Origin of the sequence: Noviherbaspirillum aerium, assembly GCF_008929045.1 — a bacterium.
In the GTDB taxonomy this organism is placed as follows: Bacteria; Pseudomonadota; Gammaproteobacteria; order Burkholderiales; family Burkholderiaceae_D; genus Noviherbaspirillum; species Noviherbaspirillum aerium.
Genome location: NZ_VFAH01000018.1, coordinates 15,448 through 39,420 on the forward strand (window position 1 = coordinate 15,448; position 23,973 = coordinate 39,420).

A 23,973-nucleotide genomic window follows, 5' to 3' on the forward strand; every position below is an offset into this window, starting at 1 on the left:
CTACGACCAGATAGTGATGCCTCACACATTCAGGCATCATGCCGCGTTTGCTGGAAATGCTCTTCTTCTTCGAAGGATAGTGCATGTGAGATGAAGATACTGGTTGTCCAGCGGGTTTCGCTTTGGCCGCAATGGGGACAGGTGACCTGTTCGGGCCTGAGCTCATCGCCGAAAAGATTGCCATCTTCACCCTTGAACTCATTGACCTGATATGGTCGGCGGCACCTCCAGTTGCTGCAGCGTTCTATCCACATATTGCCATCTCCTGTACGACGTGCCGTAAAAGGAATAACGTTGTCACGATGTCTATCAACCTAAGGGATCAAGCCCATTTGCCGGTACTGGAGCGTTTTCGGACTTACCGGCTTAGTCGAGGCCGAGGCAGATTGCCGATGGAACAAGGCACGAGGTCGTGACATGGCCAGGAATCACAACGCGGTGCCGGTGGCATCCTGTTTAGGATCGGCAGGCCGGTCAGAATGAAACCGCTCTAATTCCAGGGTGCTTGTTCATGTGTCCCTCTACAAATAAAAACACAGGGAAGATTCAAGTTTCCTTTTGGAAATTACTTTAGCATATTGAGCTTCTTTGCATATGCAGGGTTTAGTGACATATAACGGGGTAAAAACAAGACTTCCTAATTCTGCTGGTTCGTTTAAAACCAAAAGCGAACTAACTTCGAGATGGGCTTGAAAAAATAACCGTCTATCGTTGCCCTGGGTTGCTAACTTTTTAGTATGTTGACGCTGGCAAAGCCGCAACTGATAAAAACACTTCCATGACTAGCCTGTTTGCAAATATTGTTGAAGCTCATCACTTGATCCGACCACAAGTGCTTGAAACCCCCTTGGAATATAGCCCTCTCCTGTCCAGACTCAGCGGTTGCGAAGTTTATTTGAAATGCGAACATCTTCAACGAACGGGTTCGTTCAAATTCCGAGGAGCAAGCAACAAATTAATCCGGCATCATGAGTCGCTACAGAGGACCGCAGTGATTACCGCATCTTCCGGCAATCATGGACTTGCAGTGGCATTGGCCGGCAAAACCCTGGGCATAGCAGTAACCGTATATATTCCTGTCGGCGCTTCACCGGCCAAAATTGAGGCAATTCGTTCCATGGATGCGCAAGTTGTGCAAGTCGCGGGAGATGCGCTTGCTTCGGAAATGGAAGCCATGCGCCAATCGAAACTTACTGGCATGCCTTATATACCTCCATACAACGACGCTGACGTGATCGCCGGTCAAGGTACGATCGCCATGGAGATGCTTGAACAGGGCGGCGAATTCGATGCGATATTTGTCGCCGTCGGTGGTGGCGGACTGATTTCCGGAATTGGATCGGTATTCAAGGCTTGCTCTCCCCAAACCGAGGTGGTTGGCTGCTGGCCATCCAATGCAGCCAGCATGCACGCAAGCCTGCTTGCTGGCGAAGTCATTCAAATCGAGGAAAGTGAAACGATTTCCGATGGCACGGCTGGAGGCATAGAACCTGGAGCAATGACATTCACCCTCTGTCAGCAACTGATTGACCGTTTCGCCCTTGTCAGCGAAAACGATATCAAAGCGGCGATGAAGCTGCTGGTCGAGACGGACAGATGGATGGTAGAAGGTGCCGCCGGCGTTGCCCTGGCGGGTATGTTGCAATATGCCCCGGATTATCGCGGCAAGAAAGTCGGCGTCGTGCTTTGCGGACGCAACATTTCTCTTGAAAAATATCTTGCGGCGGTACGCTAGACATGGCAGTGGGTAAGCTACGGGCATCCGCCGAACGACGTTATCCGACAAAGTCCAGTTCTTAACTTGAGACGAACGTGCGCTTGGTCCTAATAGGTGTTGCTGGTTTCAACTTCCTAAAAGACACCGCGTTTAAGTTGCGTAAAACACACGTTCACCTGTTTCACCCTCGATCCGAAAGTGAAACCCGGCTGCATAGCCGAATTCTGTATTTTGTGATGCCTGTTGGTGACGAATTCCACTGACGGTTCATGTTTCGACTGCGTTACCTGTCGGAATTCCCTTTGATTATGACGGCAGAAAGCTGCTGTAAACATGGTGCACTTCCATATTTCATAGTAACATTCATGAAATATGGAATTACCCGTCAAAAAGGGAGCTACTATGACGTTGCAGCAAGTCAGCATGGAGGATCTTGATCATCTCGCAGCAACTGCTGCAGATGTACTCGCACAGGTGCGTGATGCGATGGTTGAACCCCATCCAAGGAAGTTAGCGCCCACTTTCACAAGCGTGGCAATCGCTGATCTTTGCAGCATCGACAAGAGCCAGGTGAAGTATCTTACTCAGAAGCACGAGTTACCTTCCGGCAGGAAAATCGAAGGGTCGAAAGCCAAGGAATACACACTGGAAGATGCAATTCAGTGGGTACAGAAAATTGGCGGCCGACCCCGCCGTGCACCGGACACGCCGGGCAAGGTGCTTGCAGTGTGTAATTACAAGGGCGGCGTCGCCAAGACCAGTACGTCCATGGCGCTTGCGCAGGCCTTGACCTTGCGCGGACTGAAAGTCTTGATCATTGATTGTGACGGACAGGGTACGGCAACGCAACTGGCTGGCATCAGTCCGGAACAGGATGTCGACATAGAGCAGACCATCATGCCTTATATCTATGGCGATTATCCTGATCTGCAATATGCGGTGCAAACCACCTACTGGCATAACCTTTCAGTGATCCCTGCTTCCAGCGGCTTGCTTGCGGCTGAGTTCGCCTTGCCGGCAAAGGCGATGGAGCAGCGCGGATTCAAGTTTTGGGAAGTGCTGAAGAACGGCATTGAGCCACTGCGCAAAGAGTTCGACCTAATTGTTATTGACACATCGCCGAGCCTTTCGCATCTCACCGTCAATGCCATGATCGCAGCGGATGGTTTGCTGATGCCATGTCCTCCGGATGCACTGGATTTTGCATCCAGCGTGCAGTTCTGGGGAATCTTTTCCGAATTGATCGACGGATTGCCTAACGCCAAGCAGAAGCGCTACGACTTCATTTCCATTGTGTACACAAAAGTGCAGGCCAATGAAATTTCCCGCCTGGTCAAGACATGGATGAAGCAGGCCTATGGTGCTCATATTAATGGCATTGAGATTCCTGACAGTACGGCCGCACGTACTGCTTCCGCACAGTTGAAAACGATTTACGACCTGAGCAAGCCGGACGGAAGTATTGAAGCCTATCGCCGCTACAAGGAACCTCTTGACCGGCTGGCGGATTACGTCCTTGATCAGCTCGCCGTCTCATGGAGCAAGGCATGAGTATTTATGACAAGCTTGGTGCCAAGACTGCGGGTGTAAAAGCCCGCACTGTCGATAAGGCTGGTGAGCGGGCGCCTCGAACGGCGCCTGCGATGTTTTTGAACGCCGCACAACGAATGGATGCGGCGGAAGCTCGAGTGGAAGAACTGGAATCTCAGTTGCGGGAAGCGGAATCGCGAGCGGTCAACCTCGAGATTCCGCTCGATGAGTTATATGAAGTGGAAGGCAGAAGACGCAAACTCAGCGAAGAGGAATTTAGCGAGCTGCGCGAAAATCTTCGCAACAATGATTTGGTTACGCCGATTACAGTACGCAGCCGAAATGATCGCGGCTATGAAATCGTATCGGGACACAATCGCGTAGCTGCCTTTCGCGAGCTTGGCCGACAGAAAATTCCTGCGGTCGTGCGCGACAGTGACGCGGTACAGGCCAATATCAATGCGTTTTATGCCAACCTGCTTCAGCCAAGTTTGCCAGATTATGAGAAGTATCTCGGCTTTCGCATGATCCGCAAGATGAAGCCGGAATTGCATCAGGACCAGCTTGCGGAAATGGCTGGTGTATCGAAGGCGCAAATCTCAAAACTCATGTCTTTTGAAGAGTTGCCGGAAGAGGCGCACCAAATCCTGAATTCCCGTCCAGACCTTCTCGGTGCCAATGCTGCGCTCGCGTTGGCATCGCATGCGAAGAAAGGCAAGGACGAGCAGGTCATTGATGCACTCAATCGTATTGCGAGCGGCGAACTCGATCAAGGCCAGGCTATTCGTTTGCTTAACGGCGAGGTCAGTTTACTGACACCAGGAATTTTTTCCGAGCAGCAAACTCAGTTGCCTTCGGCCAAGCCTAAACCGCCAAAGGCAGAGATTGTTCAGATAAAGGTCGGGAAAGCGACTTTCTGCAATTATCGAAAGACTGACACAACGATTCGGCTCGACTTCAAAAGTGCAGAGCAGGCCCAAGCGGTAGCTGACGAGATCCGGCAGGTACTTGAGCGACATGCGGAAAGCCTGAAAGCTCAAAAATAGGCGGTTTCCACTAGAAACCCTATAAGAAACAAAGACTTATGTTTTTATTGCGTATGGAGACAGAGATGAAGACTTAGAGTCACGCATTAGTGGCTGAAAAAAGCAAAAAGCCCGCTGGGGAGCGGGCCTTTGCTGTACTCGATTTACCCGGGTAGGCAACCGAATCTCGACAATTCAAAGTCTATCCGTAAGTTCATCTGAGTGCAAGACGCCACAGCCATTTTCTTGCACGCTTACGGAGATTTTTTCGTCAAAGACGAAATCACCGGGACATAACTCGTCCCCACTCTTCCGAAACACGTGCCCCTTTCACACTTTGCGGCCTTCAGGTCAGCGGAGCGAGATCGTGCGCGCCTATACATTAGAAGACATCGTTCAACCTTATCAGCGTTACCCGAAAATAATTCAGCAAGCCATTCTCCGTGCGCATACACATCCAACCTTTCTCATACTGACGAAGAGTATGAGAAAGGTACTGTGTGCTTTACTGACGCGGGCCTCCCAGAAGAATGGCTCGCATCCCATCAAGGCGAGGATCGACCGTGTGGCCGAAGAAGCCGGCGTGAGCGAAAAGACTGTGCAACGGGCGGTCGCAGCGTTTCGTCAACTGGGATGGATGAAGCAACTTGATTCCAAGCGGTCCGAATATGGACTCTTCACGACAAGGCAGTATTGCTTTACCAACGAACTGTGCGAACTGGTCGAATTGCCACATGAAGAATCAAAACCGACAGAAATGCACAAACAAGAGACAGAAATGTCCGCTGGTCCTATATACATAGACCTTAGTTATAAAAAAGATCTACGGGAGATTTCAATCAAAAATCGGGAAACAAACCCGATACAACTGCCACAAGAGCTAAAGGCGATTGTCGATATGGGAGTGAAAGACACAGGAGTCTGCAAATTGCGCGGTCTGGCACATCATGCCGGATATCGGCTGGAAGACATCTTCAAGCTTGCCCAGACACGGCTGAAAACCATTGGCGCAAGTGGACAACGCGTGTACCGTTACTTGCTGAGCATGATCCAAAAACAGTCGGACTATGCTGCCAGGGCAGCCCAGCTCGACCGTCAGGTGAGCCAGGAGCAGACGCAGGCAAGCCATAGAACGGATGTGGACGAATATCGTGGCAAGCGGTTCACGAAAGCCGGAAAGCGCGTCGACATCTTCGCAGATGGCGATGGAGCGATTGCGATACTGGCTGACGGAAGCTTCGTCACACTTGCGAAATCGGATATGCCACGCCTCTATGCCGAAATTCGCGCCGGTAAATGGGTGGAACAGGCACGCTGAATTTAGCTACGACAGGAAGATTGAATTGCCAAGTGATCGCACGACTGTTTTAGCATCGTCATTCCGCGGTGTACCCGGGTTATTGGAAGGTGTTGAGATTCAAACCCTGCCAAGAACTAGAGCAGAGTGCAGGTGGATGTAAGGTCGGTTTGTCTTAGGCGAACGGTAGCGTTGTTCGCCGCTGGTTTGGCACGCCACATGGCGCTTCTCCAGCCTTGCCCTGCATCTCAAGGCAAGCCGATTCTTCCGTACACTTACCCGGAATCCGCTCTAACCAGAAAGGCAATCTGTTTAACGGCATCAAGAAACCATATAATCAACATGCGTAAAAATGTATGTCAAACGGATCCATAATTTCACGACCTCAATAAATGCACTATAGAATCAATGCCTTAGCGGCCTTCCTGCTCGACTTTTCAGCAATGGCGACGAGCATTATTGAGAGACGCAGGTACTTACGCAAATCATCCAAATTATGTCGATCGAATTTCGAGCTATCTTCCTGTAGTCGCCAAAAGAGTTTCGTCACGCCTGATAAAGCCTTGATCCATGACAATCAGTAATCGTCAAAAGTCTCGCCTCCATGCGAACCGCAAACTCCACCGTGGGCATATCGCCTTCATGCGAGCAGTCGTCCAGGGGATTGATACCTACGAAAGCTGGAACCGCTATCTGCGCATCGAAGGCGAACACCAGGATAGAAAGCTGGTGCATCGCACCGTCCAGTGGATCAGGGATGAATTCGCAGCCGCAGCAAGGCGACATGCGCGACCAGGTACGGCCCGGCTAGTACGGATAGACCCGCACAGGTCGGACATACGCCAGCCAAAGATGCCAACGCTGGAAGAGTTCGCAAACGATCACGGACTGACGGAATTCTCGGAAGCGGAACAACTCGAGCATTTCATCGCCCGCTACGGCCGGCAGTCTACGCGCCAAACGCGTCGCGGCCGGCTTATTGAAAAACAGCTTGCAGCGCTAGACTGGCTCGAACAACTTATCGCGGAGCCGCCCAACGCAAATGATCCTGTGGATGCCTGGCTTCATCCCGACCTCGCCGCACACCTTCGATCGGTACGCATCAGAACACTGAAGCAACTTGCCGACCGTATCAACGGCTTGGGCCAGAAATGGTCGACCGGAATCCCGGCCATTGGCAAAACCAAGGCGGAACGGATTGTTGATTGGCTTCGTGTGCATGCGCCAACTACGGGGCTGATGATCGGCGAGCATACGGACAGTCCCCTGAAGAGTGTGGAGAAAACCAAGCTTGCTAAGGTCGTAGCGCCGGCTACCGCCATTGTGCCCCTCGATAAACTGATCATTCCAGACGATCTGGATGGCCGGCATGGCAAGAACCGCCGCTCGCAGGCTCAATGCAAGATCTCCGCGGAACATGATCTGGACGCCATTGTTTTGTGGCTCAGCTCGAAAAACGGAGGCAGGCCGTTCAGTCTCAGTCGCCTTTTTTCAGCAAGACCGGATGCGGTTGATACGCCGACCGACACGTTGAAAAACGAGCCGCTCACACATACACAGCGGGCATACTGGAAGGAAGCCGAACGGTTTTTGTTGTGGGCGGTGATCACCCGCAAAATCGCCTTGTCGTCCATGGATGCACAGGATTGCGCAGCCTACGTCGCTTTCCTGGAAAATCCCATGCCCCGCGAACAGTGGTGCGGCCCGCGCAGCAGAGAAAGATGGAGCCCGCTGTGGCGGCCATTCGAAGGGCCGCTTGCACCGTCAGCTCGCCGGCAGGCCGTGGTCATCCTGAAGAATTTATACCGATTCATGGTAGACAACCATTATCTTGCCAATGATCCCTGGCACGAAATCCGGCTACCTGAGCGGGAAACCACTGAGGTCAGATCTCGCAGTTTCACCGTGGAGCAATGGGGCGTTCTGGAACAGCAACTGCACCTGGTCCCGAACACATCTGCACACCGCCGGCTTCGCTTTACCCTGCACTTGTTTTACGAGACCGGCTTGCCACTTAACAAAGTACTCAACGCGCGCGTAGGGCAGTTGCAGGTGTCTGCTTCAGAAAATGGGAAACAGCGTGCGACTCATCGGTCAGGCGCCTCAGGCGACGAATCGGTACATCAGGAAGCGCAAGGCGGCATCGTTCTGTCGTCCCATCTTGCGAAGGAGCTTTCCGATTATCTGGCATCGCGCGGCCTTCATCCCGAGATCACCCATCCAAGCAATCAACAGGTGTACGTACTTGGTAAAGCCACTGATATTGTTCAACGGGCACCATGGTCACCGGAAGGTATCCGCCATCCTGATAATGCCGCCGGCATCAGTGCGAATACCCTATATCTTCAAATAAAAGCGTTCTTCAAGAATTGTGCGCAAGCGATTGCCCAACGGGATGCCGAAGCGGCAAAGCAGTTCGCCGCAGCCAGTACTCGGTGGTTACGTCGAACGCATGACGTACCGTAACGCTATCAATGCATGTCGCCAGTCATCAGATGCCAGAAGCCCCTTCGCATAGCAGGCCAAGCTTAGAGTTTGAAGTTCGACTGTCAGAGTTGTAATTTAGAGCGTATCCCAGTAGACATAAGATGAAGAAAATTTCGGCTTAGCGAGCCGTCCAAGCCCATGTTGCTTCAGGAGTTGGAACATTGGCATAATCAAAGAAGACAATGACTGGCGCTTGCCAGACCGGCTGTGGGGCGCAGATGGAGCGGCTTTTACTACCTCGCAAGCCTCATCCATTGAGCAACTCTGTGCCTGGCTCGAAGCTGAGCATGTCGTGCGGGTTGGTATCTCTACGCTTACGAATACGCTCGCTCGGCTGGCCATCAGCTTAAATAAAGACGGTCCATGCAACCGAGCAAACACACCCGGACGTGGCGCTGGCCCGACAAACAACACAGCCTAACTAGCGGTCAAGCGCCTGGTGTTTTTCGATGAAACCTGGGCAAGTACCAACATGACGCCGACCCGAGGACGATCCCAAGTGGGCACGCGCTATGTTGGACATGCTCCTTATGGTCACTAGAAAACGACAACGGTGGTGTGCGCCATGCGCTGCGAGGGGTTGGTGGCGCCTTAGGTAATCGATGTTCCTATTAACGGCCAGACGTTCCGTACCTGGGTCGAAGAAATGCTAGTGCCGGTGCTGCACCCTAGTGACATCGTGGTGCTGGACAATCTGGGCTCACACAAAGTAGCGGGCATTGCAGAAGAAATGACGGGGATGGGGCACAATTGCGCTTCCTGCCGCCGTACAGTCTGGTCCTCAATCCCATTGAACAGGTGTTCTCGGGGATGAAAACCTATCTTAGGAACGCAGCTGGAGCAGCCAAAAGCACGGTCGAGGAGCTATGGTCGGCTATTCTTAAGCGGGGTCTGGTTGTTATAACCTTTATTGGTAAGAATCTACATCAACCTGTCGGAGGCAAGCGACATACCTTCACAAGACCTGAAGCTATTATCGATCGGGGCGCCTTCACGAATGAGTACGAAGGCCGTCGTGCAATGGCCAATCTCGATGATGCCAAAGGAACGTTTCTTACCATTCGTCCGATATAGACGTTCGCGGCTCGGCACTCCCCGATCGTCAAGAAAATAAGAAAAGTATGCGCCCATTGGATGGCTTATCGCCCTCACAGTGCCATTGATGGTTTGCACCGTAACTTCCGGGCGCTTGGAGCGATGGACTTGAAATTGCCCTGCCGAGGTTACCACTATGACCAGCGGATTTGTCAAACTTGGCACACCCATGTGGACTAGCTTCTTTATAGCCGCAAGGCACAGGGCACTATACTCTTTTGTTGTATGCCAGTTATCGTCCAGGTCAGTCGTCATGCTGCTTCCCGAAACGATCCAGGGTGTGTCACCACAGAAGTAATTTTTCCCACATACCTCGACAGTTTCAGTTTCTGCTTTCTCGGCTTGCGCATCGTCAGAGATCAACCCCCATGGGGCGACAATGGATGGGATGACCGCTTCCTTCTTAATCCCACCGTCATAGGCAATAGCCTTCATAGCGCTGCATCCAGCATCGAGTGCAACAATTGTTTGATCTTCCGTATAACTGATTCCCTTTAAAACTACCTCAATAGATCAATAGATCCCGAACGATTAATAGTGGCCTGCACATCGACACATCTAAGGTACAGTAAAGGATGAAAAGCGCCCTGCGTCCGCAAATGCCAACGTATTAAGGCTTGCTTTTCAATTTTGTTAAAAACTCCTCTTTGGATGTTGATAAGACTTCTTAATTTCGTCTATACTGCTTCTTGTCGCTCTGCGGCCTGGTGTCCATCAATAGCAGTATCCCACTACAATCACGTCTAATCTGCGGTATGGTGATCTAACCATTCCCCAGATTTCCCAACGCCGGTGTTCGGCATCTCTCTGAGCTAGGGCGCACGCCCTATCCACACCTCGAAAAGCCTAACGGCTATCAAGCGTCGACCTCTGCCTCGGTTCGCTTTCGTCCATCGGACTTAAGCTAGATCTTGGCCTTTTTTACACCTACCGGTGTAGAGCTAAGACAGGGACAGAGTGTCGCGCCACACCAGTGTTTATGCGGGTTTCCGGCCAAATAAAGTACCGATCCCGAACACATATTCAAAACCCTACCCCCGCAATTGCGGAAATTTTAGGAAAACCCGCACGGGTTATCAAAGCATCGACCAGCATTGGCGATTGCAAAACGACTAAACGACAACGATAGACGACCGCTCGTAGCGGGATGGGTAGCGCTCCAGGCATTGAGACCTGGCCGGCTCCCATCAGACTCTTCGCAGGAATTCCTGCGTGCACAGCAAGGCAACTTAAAGGGTGATTGCGCCACCCATACCGGTCCCTGAGTGGACAGGATACGCAACGGGAGAAACTCCGTGAATGTTCAGCGCCTGACGGCAGTTGGTCAGGTAATCGCTATTCGTAAGGTAGCGGCGCGTTGTTGTAGTAAGCAAGAAGGTGCAACGACACGAAATTAGGATACTTAAGACGGGTCCTTCTCCCCGCTTGTTGTTAGAAGCTAATGAACGCGGAATTACGACTGCACCTTCAGGAAGGCAGCTTGGCCATCAGGCTCCCTTGTTGAAGGTGCCGTAGAGATAGTCCTTTATTGTTTTTAAGGAGAAACGTAATGGAAGTTTGGGAAGGCCAATTGAACACGTTACTGGCAGAGCTTCGCCGAGTTGACGGCGGCATAGCCTCTGAACGAACAAAGGATGCGACCGAAGAGGCGTTCCGTGCCTTTATGCGTCGGTTGCGTGAACTTGGACATCCGGTTCAGAAGTTGACCAATGTAGGTGACCGCCACATCAGGCTAGTTGTACGTAATTGGTATCTTGAGCGGGGTCTAAACCCAAAAACGATCCAGAACTATGTGTCTCGTCTTAAGGTAGTGTTTAGCCAAATGGGCAAGCCAAATCTCGTTCACGGATGGCAGGAATATTTGCCAGACGTGTCGCCAGATTTGTTAGTGGTTAAGACCTCGGCAGTAAAGAGTAAAGGGTTCACGGCAAATGGCGTGGACGTTGCAAAGATTATCGCAGAGGCGGATAGGTTAAACGACAGGTTTGGCCTAATGCTGCGACTTGAACTTGCATTCGGTCTTCGCAGAGAAGAAGTTCTCCACTGCCGACCATGGATTGCGGACCGCGGAACCGACCTGAGGGTGTACCCTGGCGAAGGTAAGAGTGGACGCTCACGTGATATACCAATTGAATCTGACCATCAAAGGCAGATTCTGAAATATGTCCAGACCAAGATTGGCAAAACCAAGCATCTCGGGTGGGAATACGATGGTAACGGAAGGCCAACAAACTTAGAAAAGAATCTGAAACGATACGAGAACCTTGCTCATCGGCTCGGCCTTACCAAGGCCTAGCTCGGAGTTACGCCTCATGGACTGCGAGCGCAATTTGCAGAGAATCAGGCGCTGTTCAAAGCGTTTGTTCCCGCGACCTTGGGAGGCACCACTTCAAATCTTCCGAAGGAAGAGCTTAAATTTAGACAGGCAGAGGTCTCGCTCATGCTTGGGCATAACCGCGACATCATCACGGCGGCATATTACGGAAGTCTCATTCGCAAACAAAGCAGCAATGAGCAGGCTCGATTCAGGACCGTGATTGCTGCCGGCGTTCACTCATTACAGGAGCAAGGAGCTAATGAACAACCACCGCAAGAATGCCGGGTGGACGTGCTCGTGCTGGCCGATCTGCTGGCCACTGAAGACAATGTGGAAATTTCGTTAGCCAAGGTATATCAGTTATGGAAGGTCCATAGCGCCCGCTTCGGGCTGGATTGGGCTCCTTTGGAAACAGGAATTCGGCAAGCATTAGAGGCCGCTGCAATACACGTCACAAGAAGAGTGCAGGCACTGCCGGCATCACACTAAGATAGTTTTCATTCGAAGCGAAAGGGTAAGAAAGTGTCGAATAATCAACCATCTAAAACCGAAATCCTATCCAAGTCTCACAGACGGAAGGCACAGAGGTTTCCGCAACCGAGACCGGGGGATCTTATAGCCATAGCCATACACGGCATACGGTCGCCCCACCGTACTACGGTGAAATTGAATCCTGATGCCGGTGGCGTGCCTTGCATTGTCCGATCACTTCGCCGCTCGCCACGTCCAATGCGGCAAACAGAGTTGTCGTGCCGTGCAGGAAGTAGTCATGTGCAATACCGTCAACCTCTCCTATACCCATTGGCATTGCAGGCTGACTGTGTTCGATAGCCTAGATTTGGCTCCTCTCATCCACGCACAGTACTAATGCCTTGTCAGGATGGGTCAGATACAGGTCAACAATGGCGCGTAGCTTCTCGCCGAAGATAGGATCGGTGGAGAGCTTGAATGATTTGCTGCGATGAGGTTGCACGCCGAACAGATCCAGGTAGCGCTGTACCGTACTCTTGGAAATACCTGTTTCTTCGCCAGCCAAGCGGGTGCTCCAATGGGTCGCTCGCTTTGGTTTGTCCTTGAGCACCTTGTTGAGCAGGGTGGCAATCTGGTCATCGTCATGGCTGCGAGGCCGACCAGGACGCGCCACATCATACAGCCCTGCAATACCTTGGCTGAGATAGCGCTTTCTCCAATGACTAACGCTTGGAAGGGTCAGGTCAAAGTGCTGAGCTATGGCGGTATTGGAATGGCCTTGAGCGGACATCAGAATCATCTGAGCTCGCCGTACCACGCTATGTGGCAGGGAACCTGAGTGCGCTAATACTTGCAGGTCGGCATGTTCCTGCTCCGACAGCGTGATCTCCGCTTTCTTCGGACGTCCGGGTTCCATGGCATACTCCTGTTTCAGCAGCATAACCAATCGACAACACAGTTTATATAAAGTTATTTGCGGGACGCCACACTAGAAGAAGGCAAAGAATTACCTCGCCTTCTTGCACCTGGTTTGCGGCATCATCACTTGGCGAACTATAGGCCTACTGGGATAGACGGCATGAAAGCAGCCTTCTCAGCTATGCGGTGAGCAATGGGATATGAAATTAACTACATCGCTATCTTGTAGATTAATGCTTAATAATCGACACAGGTTCCATTACTTGCGATCAAATCGCATACAAAGCTTAACAAGTAGACTATGATTAGAAAAGTCCGCAATCAGCTTGCAGTTGCGCGCAACTGAAGCGCAGATATGTACCATGCCCTGCTTCTGTCCGCGGTATCCAGGATCGCATCGAGGACACTGATATCGTCCGTGAAGTCGCTGATCGGCATATGACGCAGCAGGATGTAGCGACCTTCATCAGCATGCCACAATAACTCCATATCATCAGTCGGTGTAACGACATCCGAAAGCGAGGTATGCGCGCGCGAAGAATAATTCACTCGCCCACTGCGAGGTAGCAGCGCAATAATTGACAGGCAATGCATGCCCTTGTTGGTTAACAATGTGGTCTTGGTTGCGATATCGCCGAACTGCAGTTCAAGCACCGGTGCAGCATGATCATTATCATCTTGCGCAGTGATTTCAGCCAGTTCGCGCAGCAGCCGGTCCATTGCAGCAATGGAGCCGTCGAGCGCTTTGGTTGTACCTGGAACAATGTGCGGCAAGATGATGTCCTTTTTACCTATAAATGATACGGCAGATAACCTTGAAGTAAAGATCTGTCCATCGTTGGGTGCCTATTCTACCGAAGCAATAAAAAATCGCGAATAAGTTGCTTCACTTGTGGGGAATGCGTAACACCCTTGTGTTGCTGCTAAGTGCGAGCTAAAGAAGCGATGACTGATTTCGTGCTGCCGACTTTTGCACAAGCGATTAAGTGTTTATTCCAGTAAGCCTATAATTCGCCAAGTGATGATGCGACAAGTCAGGTGCAAGAAGACGAGATAGTTCTTTGCCTTCTTTGCCCATCGAATCAGCAAGCCACGAAATTGATTCAGCCAGCTATGCGATCGTTCGACTACCCAGCGGCGCGCACGTTGCCCTGCTTTGTGTTCCTGCTACTCTTCACCACGTGAGCCAATGTGAGATTGAAAGCCCAAGCCTGCTGCCAGCTGCCGGATCCGCGGATAGTCGTACCCTTTGTCCCTGCACAAAAGTTGCGGTCACACTACCAACAAGGAGGGCGCTTTGCTGCTAGTGATTCGAGAGTCGGCTGCGCCAGCTTCATGTCATGGCGGTTAAAGCGTTTTCGGCTTAGCTGTACTGACGATGCCGGAACATTTGCCCGCAGTACCGCGGTGCGCTTCCTTGTCATGGCCCAGGGGCGCCGAGCTCGCCATGTCGCGTCACCACGCCTTGTCCTGCGATCAAATCTTCTCCGTCTCGTCTAGTACAGTCAAGCCGAAAACGCTCTAGCGGCGAAGTGATCGGGCACGCAAGGCACGTCACCGGCATCAGGAATTTCTATCAGTCTTGCGCCATGTTGATGACAACGTTCCAGCGGCACTGGATGTGACTTGGTCATCGATAAATATGCCACGCAAAAACACCCGAAGGTCCGAACTTGGCTAGCCCAACACCTTCGGTATCATGTCCACTACACACCTACCTACAGTTCCTGACTTAATCAAGTCTAGCGTTGATTTAGCTTGCGCAGGCAAAGAGCATTGAAACGCAATTCATTTAAGACTATCACTGAGTTGACACGCAAGATCGACTGCTTTGTTGAGCAGTATAACGCCTACTCCCGACCATTCGTCTGGACCGCAACCGCCAACTCCATACTGCAAAAGATTGAGCGACTTCATTAAGTTATTTGCGCAACGCTACAGTAGGATGTGTTTGATAAGCTGCTGCGCGATACGGATCGATACCTGCGGTGCTCTGCATACTGCCCATATGTGTGCGCTCCCGCTCCTGAATATAACGCGATTTCCATACACCCGATACGGTGCTGCATGCTGGCGAGTCCGGACATCTGGCGCTGACCAGCATGCATACCAACAGCGCGCAGAGCGCCATAACCAAGTTGCTCGACTTCTTTTCTTCGGAACAGCGGAATCAGCGCGGGTCTCTGTCCAAGGCGCTGGTTGGGGGTATTTACCAGAATCTCCTGCCTACCGAGAGCGGAACGGAGTATGCGCTGGCCAGCGAAATGATCTTCAACAACAACCAGCAGGTTGCGCCGTATATCGTCGATATCCAAAAGATGCACCTGATGGCGGACTTCATCAAGCGTAAGGCCGACAACATGTCCCGCAGCCTCAATGAAAGCCTGATGCAGATGGTGGCAAAGAAGACCATCAGTGCCAAGGATGCGATGCGGGCGACCTACAATCGGCTTGAACTGCACGACATGCTCAACGGCAAGCGCTGACCCTTCTGTCCCGGACACCAATGCGAGGCATTATGGCCTTTTGCAGCGGTCTCCGGGATCAGGCGAGGTCGGCCCCCCGTTGCAGCAACAAGGCACGCAGTATCGATCGATGGCAACGGCTCTCATTCTCGCAGTAGCAGCCCACCGCCATCTCCGCGTGATGCGATAGCGCCGCGAGCAGGTCGAGCGATCGGCTTGCCTCCGGCTTTTTCATTTCTGCGATGTATTTTCGTTGGAAGCGGGACCAGGAAGGATCATCTTCGGCCGCTTGCGCCTCTTTCAGCAATGCTTCGCTGGGAGCAAGATTCGGATACCAGACATCGTAGATATCCTTCCGTGCATAGTCTTCCTTCCTGACACCCCGCGGCGGGCGCCGCACCGTCCCGATGCGCAGCCCCTTATCCTTGCTGCGCGGACTGCCCAGTCTTACGATCCGTATGGCCATGTCTTTTCCTTGAGCGAAGAAGGCATTGTAAATCCGGCACGCTTCTTCCCGCCCGCGGGCCAGGCGGACCGCCTCGGTCAGTGCTTATCATGATCAGCTTCGGGCGTTGAAAGCCTCGTGATAAGACACGATACCGGATGGCAAATCGTTCGCGAAGATGATGGCTTGGAAGTAGCGGGAAGGAGCGCCGGGAAAGGTCAGCCCGGGCAAAGCTTCAAATCCGAAGCGGCGGTAATAATCGGGCTCGCCCAGCACAACGCATCCGCAGGCATGCAGTCCGCGCAATTTCAGCAGCGCCTGTTCGACGAGGCGTGATCCTATTTTCCTTCCCTGGTAGGCCGGCGCCACTGCCAGGGGACCGAGGCCATACCATGCCCTGCTGCCGTCCGAGATGATAATCGGCGACACGCAGACATGGCCGACAATGCTGTCCCTGTCCGTCGCGATCAGCGATACGGACAATTGTTCGGCACGTCGCAATGCGTTGACAATGAATTGTTCGGTGTGGCTGGCATGCGGGGCATCATGAAACGCTGCAGCAATCAGGCTTTCTATCGCCGGCGGGTCTGACAGTCGCTCGCTTCGTATCTTGATGCTCACGGTGATACCCCTGGAAAGAGAGTATGCGGATGTAACGCCTGGATGAATTGCAGCACTTCAATGACGCCATTGAACCCGTTCGCCCGTTTCAATGCAAACCGCAGCGGCGCCGATTGACCTGCATGATCTAGAATCAGATCAAGCGCGGCTTGACGCTGCCCCTGCATCTCCTCCGACGGCGCATCATGGCGCATGATGGCGGCGGCCGGACCGGTCATGCTAACCGGTTTGCATGACCTTCATTGAACTGGATTGGATGAGCAAACTGCTTCCGCAATGATGCGCTGTTGCACCTGGCATTACCATACCATGAACGAGGTAGTGCTCGTGCATGATTACCCGCAGGCATCGTGAAGGCTGCGGCGCAAAAGTTAAAGGCGGCAGTCACTTATCCTCTACATAGGTATAACCCAGGTCCGGAGGCATCGGACCCTTGATGCGGCCGCCCTGGTTCTTTTGTTCCCAGGCATGGGCAAGTATGCCCACCGAACGCGAGAGGATGAACAGGCCGCGCGCGAGCTCGGGCGCAAAGCCGAGTTCGCCGTAGACGACGGCAGTGGCGCCGTCGATGTTCATCGGAATCTGTTTGCCGGTACGGTCGGCCAGCGCCTTTTCCACCAGCCGTCCGATCCGGGCGAAACGGCCCTCCACTTCGCCGTTGGCCTGCGCGGTATCGATCAGGTTGAGCAGCCTGACGGCACGCGGATCGACCGGATGAAAGCGATGGCCATACCCTGGAACAACCTTTCCATGTTCAGCAATGAACTCATCGAGCCCAAGCTGTACCGCCGCCTCGGGTGTGCCGTCCTGCGCATGGAAATCGATCGCCTGGAACAGGGACAGGCACTGCTGTCCTGCGCCGCCGTGGATATCGTCGAGCACATTGATCGCCGAGGCCATGGCGCCGTTCAGCGGCGCCCCGCAGGTCACTGCCATCCGTGAAATGGCGATCGACGGCGCCTGCGGGCCATGGTCGACCGCGGCTACCAGCGCAGCTTCCAGCAGGCGCGTCTGCGCAGGCGTCGGCGCATCGTCGCGCAGCATCAGCCACACCATGTGGGCGTAGCCGACATTGCCGATCAGGTTCTCGATCGGCTCCCCCTTGATGCGAATGATTCCCGGACGGATATCGATGAGCCTGGTGGTCCACCATGCCTTGGCCTTGTTCAGCAATGCCTCTGCCTGTTCATTCATCGTCATATGGCACCCTTTTCACGCAGTTGTGCAATCTGTCCGTCGTCGTAACCGAGCTCTTTCAGGATCATTTCGGCATGCTCGCCCAAGAGCGGAGGAGGGCGGTCGACCGACGTCGGCTCGCCGTCGACCGTGAAACCGCTACGCGTCACCTTGATTTCGGGCCGCTCGTCATCAGGGAAGGGCAACGGCATCAGCAGTTCCCGATGCACAACCTGTTCCTGTTCAAGCGCCTGTGCCACTGTCAGGACCTGGCCGGCCGGCACGCCGTCGGCATTCAGCCGCCCTTCCCAGAACACGGCACTGTTTGTTGCCAGCGCATCTTCAAGCGCGGCCGTGAGTGCGGCGCGATGCTGCTTGCGCGCCTCGCGCTCGGCGAAACGCGGATCGGAAACCAGTTCCGGGCGGGCGATGCAGCGGCACAGCGCTTCAAATTGTTCCTGCTTGTTGGCGGCGATGTTGAGCAGGCCGTCGCCGGTGCGGAACGTGCCTGAAGGGCTGGCGGTGAAATTGTCGTTCCCCATCGGCACGGGCGCGCGTTCCGCGATCAGCTGGTTCGACACAATCCATCCCATGGTGACGATTGCGGAGTCAAGCATGGCGACGTCGATGAAGGCACCCTGGCCGCTTCGTTCCCGCCGCACCAGCGCTGACGCCACCGCGAATGCCGCCGTCATGCCGCCGATCGTGTCGCATACCGGGTAGCCTACCCGCAACGGCGCCGACTCGGCATCACCGGTGATGCTCATGACGCCCGAGCGGCCCTGGATGATCTGATCATAGGCTGGCGCCGCCGCCAGCGGGCCGGTCTGCCCGAAACCGGAAATGGCGCAGTAGATGATCTTTGAATTGACCGACTTCAATGCCTCATAGCCAAGTCCGAGCCGGTCCATCACGCCGGGACGGTAGTTTTCCAGCACCACGTCCGCTCCCGCAACCAGGCGGCGGAACACTTCCTTGCCTTCTTCCGATTTGAGGTTGAGCGTCAGCGAGCGCTTGCCGCCGTTCTGAGCCAGGAAGGAGGCTCCCATTTTCCGCCGGTTGAGCGCCGCATCGGCGCCGAGTTGACGGGCCAGGTCGCCGGATCCGGGTGTTTCCACCTTGACGACGTCGGCGCCGAGAAGCGCCATTTGATATCCAGTGAAAGGCCCGGCCAATACATTGGTCAGGTCCAGCACCCTGATTCCTTCAAGTAATGCTGACATGGAGATCCCTTGAAATGTCGGTGTCTATGAGGTCCTGTCAGGACGCATGGGCGAAGATGCCCGCATCGCCCATGAAGCCGATGGTGAGTTTGCGGGCGGCCGCGATCAATGGCGCCACCATGGCCCGGGTTTGCGCCTCGCTGAAACGCGTCAGCGGGCCGGACAAGGTGAGCGCGCCTTGCAGCCGGTTGCCGGCACCGAATACCGGACAAGCAATGGCCGCCGTTTCCGGATCGCGTTCGCCACGGGAAATCCGGACCAGCATGTCGGCGCGCGGGCCTCCGCCGGCGTTCGCAGGGACCTGATGCTCGAAATCTACCAGCACATGGCCGGCGGCTCCCTTGTCCAGCGGCAGAAGCTGGCCTACCTGCACGTTGTCACGTATCGAGCGCGGTGAATCGACACGGTAGGAGCACAGGCGCAGCGGACCCGAGCGCACGTAAAAAGACGCACTCTCACCGGCAGCCTGCACCAGTTCCCGCAGCGCCGGCATGACGACTTCGGCAGGATGCAGCGCCTTTGCTGCCAGCGCCGCCAATTGCATTGGCCTGGGGCCGAGCACATAAGCGCCGCTGTCGAGCTTGTTGACGTAGCCGAAAGCGTCAAGCGACTGCATCAGCCGCAGGATCGTACTTTTGTAGAGTCCGGTCTTCATGCTGATCTGGGCCAGCGTCAATACCGCTGCATCCTCGGTAAAGCTGTCGAGAATGGCAAGCGCCCGATTGACTGCGGCGACACCCACATCATCCATGCGCGACATGTCGAGCGCATCGGCGGGGGCATTTGCTGGATGGGGTGAGGTTTTGGTGGCTGCCATAAAGCTTCTTGTAAAGCATCCTGAATTCTTGAAAACATGTTCTGCGAGACAGAACATAGCGCAAAATTATGGAACGCGCTGGCAAGATGGTCAAACTGTAAGACGGGATAGACAGCCAAAGGCGTACCACGAAGTGGTATCGAGGCTAATGTGGTCAGGGACCGCAGCCAAGCCACGCCTTTCTGAATAATTCAAGCTAAGATGTCGCCTAACAATGCCGCATAGGCGGCGAGCCGGCAGCCGCAGCACATGGCGCGCCATGTTGCCGTAACAAACTCAATGAAACCTTTATGTCTTCCACAACGATGATGTTTCCGCAGGATGCGCAGCTAGCTCCCTTCATTGATGGCCCTCGTCTCCTGGGTGACGTAGGAGGCACCAATGCGCGCTTCGCATTGCAGCTTGCGCCCGGGAAGATAGACATGATCCGGGTGTTCCGCTGCGCGGATTTCCCAGAATTCTCCGATGCGGTCGAAGCCTATCTTGCGGAATGCGGCCGGCCGGCCATCCGGCATGCAGCCATCGATATCGCCAATCCGGTCCAGGGCGATGAAGTGAAAATGACCAACCACTCCTGGTCGTTTTCGATCGAAGCCACGCGCCGTCGGCTGAAGCTCGATACGCTGCTGATCGTCAATGATTTCACGGCGCTTGCCATGGCGCTGCCGCGGCTTGACCCTTCCCAGATCCGGCAGGTCGGCGGCGGCAAGGCGCGGCCGGCCAGCGTGATCGGCCTGGTGGGTGCCGGAACCGGCCTTGGTGTGGGGGGCCTGATCGCCAGCGATGGCCGCTGGATTGCGCTCAACAGTGAAGGCGGCCATGTCTCTTTCTCGCCGGCGGACGAGCGTGAAGCCGCCATCCTGCAGTTCTGCTGGAAAACCTATGCGCATGTCTCGGCGGAACGGCTGGTTTCGGGTCCGGGAATCGAGCTCATCTATCAGGCATTGGCCGACCGGAACGGCAGGCATGAGGCGGAATCGCTGGTAGCGCCAGAAATCGTGACGCGCGCACTCGCCGAAACCGATGAGCTATGCATGGAAGTGCTCGAATGCTTTTGCGCCATGCTCGGCACGGTAGCGGCAAACGTCGCCGTCACGCTGGGCACGCTGGGAGGCCTCTATATCGGCGGCGGGATCGTTCCCCGTCTCGGCGACTACTTCGCCCGCTCGCCCTTCCGCGCCCGCTTCGAAAGCAAGGGACGCTTTACCGATTATGTGTCGCAGATTCCGACCTTCGTCATTACCGCCCCGTATCCCGCGTTCACCGGCGTATCGGCCATCCTGACCGAGCACCTGGGCGACGGGGGCAATGCGATTCCCATCCTCGAGCGCATCCGCAAGCTCAAGCCGCAGCTGTCGCCGGCCGAGCAGAAGGTTGCCAGCCTCATTCTTTCGCATCCGCGCAGCGTAATGAATGATCCCATCGCAGACATTGCCCGCAAGGCCGATGTCAGCCAGCCTACGGTCATCCGTTTTTGCCGCACGCTTGGATGTCAGGGATTGGCGGATTTCAAGTTGAAGCTGGCATCCGGCGTCTCCGGCAACGTGCCGGTTGCACACAGCCAGGTTCACGCGGGCGACTCCCCGGTGGAAGTCGGCGTCAAGGTGGCCGACAACACCATTTCTGCAATGGTGGGAGTACGCGATACCTTGAATGCGGAACTGCTGTCACGGGCGATCGATATCCTGACGCAGGCGCCGCGGATCGATTTCTACGGGTTCGGAAGCTGCGGCCTGGTGGCTGCAGACGCCCAGCAAAAGTTTGCCAGGCTGGGCATGAACGTATTTGCCAGCAGCGATCCCCAAGTGCAGGAGGTCTCGGCTTCCATGTTGAGGTCCGGCGATGTCGTCGTTGCGATTTCCAGTTCAGGACGCTTGAGGCACCTGGCGCCTGCCGTGGAGGCTGCCATCGGCGCCGGCGCGCGCGTTATCGCGCTCACGCCAGGCAATTCCCAACTGGCCAAGCGTGCGCATCTGACACTTGCAGTGGAGCATGACGAGGCCAGCGGCAGTCACATACCGATGGTGTCACGCATATTGCTGCTGCTGCTGATCGATATGCTTGTTGTCGGCGTTTCCATAAAACGTTCAAGTCCCTATGCCGAACTGCAGCGTCAGGCCAAGCTGGGCATTCTGACCCATACGTTGGCCAATAGCGGCGCGGCGGCGGTGGGAGAGGAGGGTGAATCCGAGGCAGCCAATACTTAGGATAAGTTGCGGATGGATGTACGGTCGCCGCGGCCTGCCATACGCGGCGCTTCTCTCGCCTTGCCTAGCATCCCAAGTCAACCCGGTTCTTCCGTACACTCACCCGCAATCCGTTCTAAGCTTCCTTCAGCTCCTCGGCCGGACTCGTATCGGAACCCGGCTTGAGCCAAATTCCCGCTGCCCCAGCTTCTTGGCTCATCCTCTACTGTTTGGCCGAATGCGTCAATGACAGTAATGGCATAAGCGCTGGGAGGTTCCTGCGCTTTTTCCTTTTTCCTCTGTTGTGCCCGGGAACAGCTTGCTGATTGCTGGAAAAGAGAGAACTGCGAAGTAGTAACGGTAATTGTCAACCCACAGCTCCGAACCGCACGCGATGCTTACCAAACACAACCTAAGCGAGCACGGAGTAGAGAGGTTGGATTTCAGTAGTAAACAAAAAGTTGCTGTTGGAAATTAAACAGGGATAAAGCCTCTCTCTGTTGAAAGGTGGAGACATAGATGAAAAGAAACCAGTCTCTGCCGTAATTAGACCATCGTATGATTAGCCTTAAAAAATTTGCTGCGTAATCAGAAGGTGTGCCAGTGGCGTTTGGTATTCTGGTGTGCTTGTACTAAACAATCTGTCCGGTGGCATCAAGTTTACGTTGCAAGGCAACCAGAATACGATCCCCCAAGCCGGTACGCGTCCAGCGCCTATAGCGCCAGTAGACTGTTTGCCATGGCCCATAGCGCTTAGGAAAGTCGCGCCACGCGATGCCGGTATTGGCGCCAAACAGCATGCCGTTTAACACGAGGCTATGCTCAGTTAATACCGGTCACAGGTCTGAATAGCAGGCAACAAAGGTTGCAGCAACCTCCATTCTTCACCAGAGAGATCATGTCGATGTGGCACCATGGCATACCGTGCTCGATGATTTGTACCTCACATGACCAGCATATACCCCTCTTAAACAAAGCCTAGTGCGGATTGCGAGCGAGTGTACGGAAGATTCGCTTTGCCTTGGGATGCAGGGCAAGGCAGGAGAAGCGCCATGTGCGGCGAGCCACACCAGCGACAAACAACGCCACCATGCGCCCAAGACAAGCCGAGGCGACCGACCATCTACCTGCAAGCCGCTCTAAGGCGTTTTCGTCCTGACTGGACTAGGCGAGGCCACGAAGATTTGCCAGTGGGTGGAAGCAGGGTTTCACCAACTTTGGCTTGGCGCTGCCGTAGCCGGGCCGCGGACGAAGGCGCGGGAATGCGACATGGCGAGTTTGGCGCCCCCGGACTATAGCAAGGAGGCACAAGGAAATGCCGCAGGTAAAATATTCGGGATCGTCAGTATGGTCAGGACGAAAACGTTTGAGTACGTTGTCCTAGAGAATTTGAAGGGTCCGGAAGTTCATTCCGATCGATTGAGGATGGATAATTAGTCCTGCGATGCAAAGAGGCATATGGAACGTGCCATACCAGGTTGCCGATCGATGAATCTGAGTCGCTCAAAAGCCTTGACCATATCGTGAACGCTGGGAGGTGTGATGCGGAAAAAGTGATACATATCGTGTTCTGTCGGCGCTTCTCTGTGGATTGTGGTGTAGGGCATGGTTTACAAGATATCGGTGCGATGATCGGCGCCATCGGAGCAACAAATTTTCAACTCGCATCACTAGATGAAAAAGCCGAGCGAAGTGCGGCTCGGCTTTCCTATGATACGAGTGAAACTCGCTTGCAGGCCTACTTACTTGCTGCCGCCGCCAGCGCCACCGCCACCTTCACCACCCGCGCTGCCCATGGCTCCTGCGCCGGTACCACCGGTCGAGGGTGCACTGGTGCCTGCCGCGCTGCTGCGGGAAGTGCCCGAAGCGCCGGACGCGCCGCTCGTGCTCGTGTCGGAAGTCGATTTTTTAGCTTTGGTCTTGTCACTGGACTTCGCACTGGATTTCGTTCCGGAAGTGCCGGATGAATCAGTTGCGCCGGTCATGCCAGCGCCGCTTGATGTCGAGGAACCGGACGAGCCGGAACCTGTGCCTGTCGACGAACTTTGCGCAATTGCCATGCTGCTGCCCAAGGCGGAAATCAGTAGTGCCATCAAAAGCTTCTTCATATGTTGCCTCCATCGTTGAACGTGATAAGCGATACAAACAAACTGCGCCACGGACCGCGTTTCCGCGCAGTTGCC

The 23,973-nt window shown here is 54.4% G+C and carries 20 protein-coding genes and 2 pseudogenes; 10 read left to right on the top strand and 12 right to left on the bottom strand.

Annotation, left to right across the window (positions count from 1 at the left end):
- Positions 1-29 precede the first annotated feature (29 nt).
- Positions 30-254: a hypothetical protein gene (locus tag FH061_RS21345; RefSeq protein ID WP_151637864.1), complete on the bottom strand. Its 225-nt coding sequence runs from the start codon at positions 252-254 to the stop codon at positions 30-32.
- 524 nt (positions 255-778) lie between these two features.
- On the opposite strand from FH061_RS21345, the gene FH061_RS21350 reads away from it, so the two are divergent.
- The 5 genes from FH061_RS21350 (at position 779) to FH061_RS21370 (ending at position 8,035) form a co-directional block, all read left to right on the top strand.
- Positions 779-1,735, top strand: a complete 957-nt coding sequence (locus FH061_RS21350; protein WP_151637865.1) for a threonine/serine dehydratase — start codon at positions 779-781, stop codon at positions 1,733-1,735.
- A 384-nt stretch (positions 1,736-2,119) separates the two neighbouring features.
- Positions 2,120-3,268: a ParA family protein gene (locus FH061_RS21355; protein ID WP_151637866.1), complete on the top strand. Its 1,149-nt coding sequence runs from the start codon at positions 2,120-2,122 to the stop codon at positions 3,266-3,268.
- The gene (locus FH061_RS21360) at positions 3,265-4,293 is read left to right on the top strand and encodes a ParB/RepB/Spo0J family partition protein (RefSeq protein WP_192805185.1); all 1,029 of its coding nucleotides are present in this window, start codon (positions 3,265-3,267) and stop codon (positions 4,291-4,293) included. Before FH061_RS21355 ends, FH061_RS21360 begins: the two co-directional genes overlap by 4 nt.
- Before the next feature lie 346 nt (positions 4,294-4,639).
- Positions 4,640-5,590 carry a helix-turn-helix domain-containing protein gene (locus FH061_RS21365; RefSeq protein ID WP_151637868.1) on the top strand — a complete coding sequence of 317 codons (951 nt, stop codon included), beginning with the start codon at positions 4,640-4,642 and terminating at the stop codon, positions 5,588-5,590.
- 549 nt (positions 5,591-6,139) lie between these two features.
- Positions 6,140-8,035: a phage integrase family protein gene (locus FH061_RS21370; RefSeq protein WP_151637869.1), complete on the top strand. Its 1,896-nt coding sequence runs from the start codon at positions 6,140-6,142 to the stop codon at positions 8,033-8,035.
- Positions 8,036-8,977: 942 nt separating this feature from the next.
- Here the strand turns inward: FH061_RS21370 and FH061_RS21375 are convergent.
- Positions 8,978-9,661 carry a ParM/StbA family protein gene (locus FH061_RS21375; protein WP_318841041.1) on the bottom strand — a complete coding sequence of 228 codons (684 nt, stop codon included), beginning with the start codon at positions 9,659-9,661 and terminating at the stop codon, positions 8,978-8,980.
- Between the two features lie 1,039 nt (positions 9,662-10,700).
- On the opposite strand from FH061_RS21375, the gene FH061_RS21380 reads away from it, so the two are divergent.
- Both FH061_RS21380 and FH061_RS21385 read left to right on the top strand, forming a co-directional pair.
- Positions 10,701-11,447, top strand: coding sequence for a phage integrase N-terminal domain-containing protein (locus tag FH061_RS21380; RefSeq protein ID WP_151637871.1), 747 nt, complete (start codon positions 10,701-10,703; stop codon positions 11,445-11,447).
- A gap of 78 nt (positions 11,448-11,525) precedes the next feature.
- Positions 11,526-11,957: a hypothetical protein gene (locus tag FH061_RS21385; protein WP_151637872.1), complete on the top strand. Its 432-nt coding sequence runs from the start codon at positions 11,526-11,528 to the stop codon at positions 11,955-11,957.
- A gap of 343 nt (positions 11,958-12,300) precedes the next feature.
- On the opposite strand, the gene FH061_RS21390 is transcribed toward FH061_RS21385, so the two are convergent.
- The 3 genes and pseudogenes from FH061_RS21390 to FH061_RS31135 all read right to left on the bottom strand — a co-directional run.
- A complete protein-coding gene (locus FH061_RS21390) occupies positions 12,301-12,879 on the bottom strand; it encodes an IS630 family transposase (RefSeq protein WP_151637873.1) in 579 nt (192 codons plus the stop codon).
- A gap of 299 nt (positions 12,880-13,178) precedes the next feature.
- A complete protein-coding gene (locus tag FH061_RS21395) occupies positions 13,179-13,631 on the bottom strand; it encodes a hypothetical protein (protein ID WP_151637874.1) in 453 nt (150 codons plus the stop codon).
- A 216-nt stretch (positions 13,632-13,847) separates the two neighbouring features.
- Positions 13,848-14,206 (bottom strand): annotated as a pseudogene (locus tag FH061_RS31135) (transposase); the annotation flags it as partial.
- A gap of 699 nt (positions 14,207-14,905) precedes the next feature.
- On the opposite strand from FH061_RS31135, the pseudogene FH061_RS21405 reads away from it, so the two are divergent.
- Positions 14,906-15,343, top strand: a pseudogene (locus FH061_RS21405) (ATPase, T2SS/T4P/T4SS family); the annotation flags it as partial.
- A gap of 58 nt (positions 15,344-15,401) precedes the next feature.
- Here the strand turns inward: FH061_RS21405 and FH061_RS21410 are convergent.
- The 6 genes from FH061_RS21410 to FH061_RS21435 all read right to left on the bottom strand — a co-directional run bounded on the left by FH061_RS21410 (position 15,402) and on the right by FH061_RS21435 (position 19,604).
- The gene (locus tag FH061_RS21410; RefSeq protein WP_151637876.1) at positions 15,402-15,788 is read right to left on the bottom strand and encodes a DUF488 domain-containing protein; all 387 of its coding nucleotides are present in this window, start codon (positions 15,786-15,788) and stop codon (positions 15,402-15,404) included.
- A gap of 93 nt (positions 15,789-15,881) precedes the next feature.
- Positions 15,882-16,388 carry a GNAT family N-acetyltransferase gene (locus FH061_RS21415; RefSeq protein WP_151637877.1) on the bottom strand — a complete coding sequence of 169 codons (507 nt, stop codon included), beginning with the start codon at positions 16,386-16,388 and terminating at the stop codon, positions 15,882-15,884.
- Positions 16,385-16,606, bottom strand: coding sequence for a hypothetical protein (locus FH061_RS21420; RefSeq protein WP_151637878.1), 222 nt, complete (start codon positions 16,604-16,606; stop codon positions 16,385-16,387). The genes FH061_RS21415 and FH061_RS21420 overlap by 4 nt, the downstream gene beginning before the upstream one ends.
- A 166-nt stretch (positions 16,607-16,772) precedes the next feature.
- Positions 16,773-17,588, bottom strand: a complete 816-nt coding sequence (locus tag FH061_RS21425; protein ID WP_404822490.1) for a citryl-CoA lyase — start codon at positions 17,586-17,588, stop codon at positions 16,773-16,775.
- A complete protein-coding gene (locus tag FH061_RS21430; protein WP_151637879.1) occupies positions 17,585-18,787 on the bottom strand; it encodes a CaiB/BaiF CoA transferase family protein in 1,203 nt (400 codons plus the stop codon). Before FH061_RS21430 ends, FH061_RS21425 begins: the two co-directional genes overlap by 4 nt.
- Positions 18,788-18,824: 37 nt before the next feature.
- On the bottom strand, positions 18,825-19,604 hold the full coding sequence (locus FH061_RS21435) for an IclR family transcriptional regulator (protein WP_192805186.1): 780 nt from the start codon (positions 19,602-19,604) through the stop codon (positions 18,825-18,827).
- 290 nt (positions 19,605-19,894) lie between these two features.
- Between FH061_RS21435 and FH061_RS21440 the strand changes: the two genes are divergently transcribed.
- Positions 19,895-21,811 (top strand): glucokinase, encoded by a 1,917-nt coding sequence (locus FH061_RS21440; protein WP_151637881.1) that lies wholly within the window; start codon positions 19,895-19,897, stop codon positions 21,809-21,811.
- A 611-nt stretch (positions 21,812-22,422) separates the two neighbouring features.
- On the opposite strand, the gene FH061_RS31825 is transcribed toward FH061_RS21440, so the two are convergent.
- Positions 22,423-22,602, bottom strand: a complete 180-nt coding sequence (locus tag FH061_RS31825; RefSeq protein WP_151637882.1) for a transposase — start codon at positions 22,600-22,602, stop codon at positions 22,423-22,425.
- Between the two features lie 862 nt (positions 22,603-23,464).
- On the opposite strand from FH061_RS31825, the gene FH061_RS21450 reads away from it, so the two are divergent.
- Entirely contained in the window at positions 23,465-23,917 is a 453-nt protein-coding gene (locus FH061_RS21450) for a hypothetical protein (protein ID WP_151637883.1), read from the top strand.
- Positions 23,918-23,973: the final 56 nt, after the last annotated feature.

What these genes read in the sequence shown, in the direction of transcription:
- FH061_RS21390 (WP_151637873.1), bottom strand. Translation starts at nt 12,879, where the DNA reads ATGCTGCTGAAACAGGAGTATGCCATGGAACCCGGACGTCCGAAGAAA.
- FH061_RS21430 (WP_151637879.1), bottom strand. Translation starts at nt 18,787, where the DNA reads ATGTCAGCATTACTTGAAGGAATCAGGGTGCTGGACCTGACCAATGTA.
- FH061_RS21420 (WP_151637878.1), bottom strand. Translation starts at nt 16,606, where the DNA reads ATGACCGGTCCGGCCGCCGCCATCATGCGCCATGATGCGCCGTCGGAG.
- FH061_RS21350 (WP_151637865.1), top strand. Translation starts at nt 779, where the DNA reads ATGACTAGCCTGTTTGCAAATATTGTTGAAGCTCATCACTTGATCCGA.
- FH061_RS21410 (WP_151637876.1), bottom strand. Translation starts at nt 15,788, where the DNA reads ATGGCCATACGGATCGTAAGACTGGGCAGTCCGCGCAGCAAGGATAAG.
- FH061_RS21380 (WP_151637871.1), top strand. Translation starts at nt 10,701, where the DNA reads ATGGAAGTTTGGGAAGGCCAATTGAACACGTTACTGGCAGAGCTTCGC.
- FH061_RS21435 (WP_192805186.1), bottom strand. Translation starts at nt 19,604, where the DNA reads ATGGCAGCCACCAAAACCTCACCCCATCCAGCAAATGCCCCCGCCGAT.
- FH061_RS21425 (WP_404822490.1), bottom strand. Translation starts at nt 17,588, where the DNA reads ATGACGATGAATGAACAGGCAGAGGCATTGCTGAACAAGGCCAAGGCA.
- FH061_RS21370 (WP_151637869.1), top strand. Translation starts at nt 6,140, where the DNA reads ATGACAATCAGTAATCGTCAAAAGTCTCGCCTCCATGCGAACCGCAAA.
- FH061_RS21360 (WP_192805185.1), top strand. Translation starts at nt 3,265, where the DNA reads ATGAGTATTTATGACAAGCTTGGTGCCAAGACTGCGGGTGTAAAAGCC.
- FH061_RS21345 (WP_151637864.1), bottom strand. Translation starts at nt 254, where the DNA reads ATGTGGATAGAACGCTGCAGCAACTGGAGGTGCCGCCGACCATATCAG.
- FH061_RS21355 (WP_151637866.1), top strand. Translation starts at nt 2,120, where the DNA reads ATGACGTTGCAGCAAGTCAGCATGGAGGATCTTGATCATCTCGCAGCA.
- FH061_RS21450 (WP_151637883.1), top strand. Translation starts at nt 23,465, where the DNA reads ATGAAAAAGCCGAGCGAAGTGCGGCTCGGCTTTCCTATGATACGAGTG.
- FH061_RS21440 (WP_151637881.1), top strand. Translation starts at nt 19,895, where the DNA reads ATGTCTTCCACAACGATGATGTTTCCGCAGGATGCGCAGCTAGCTCCC.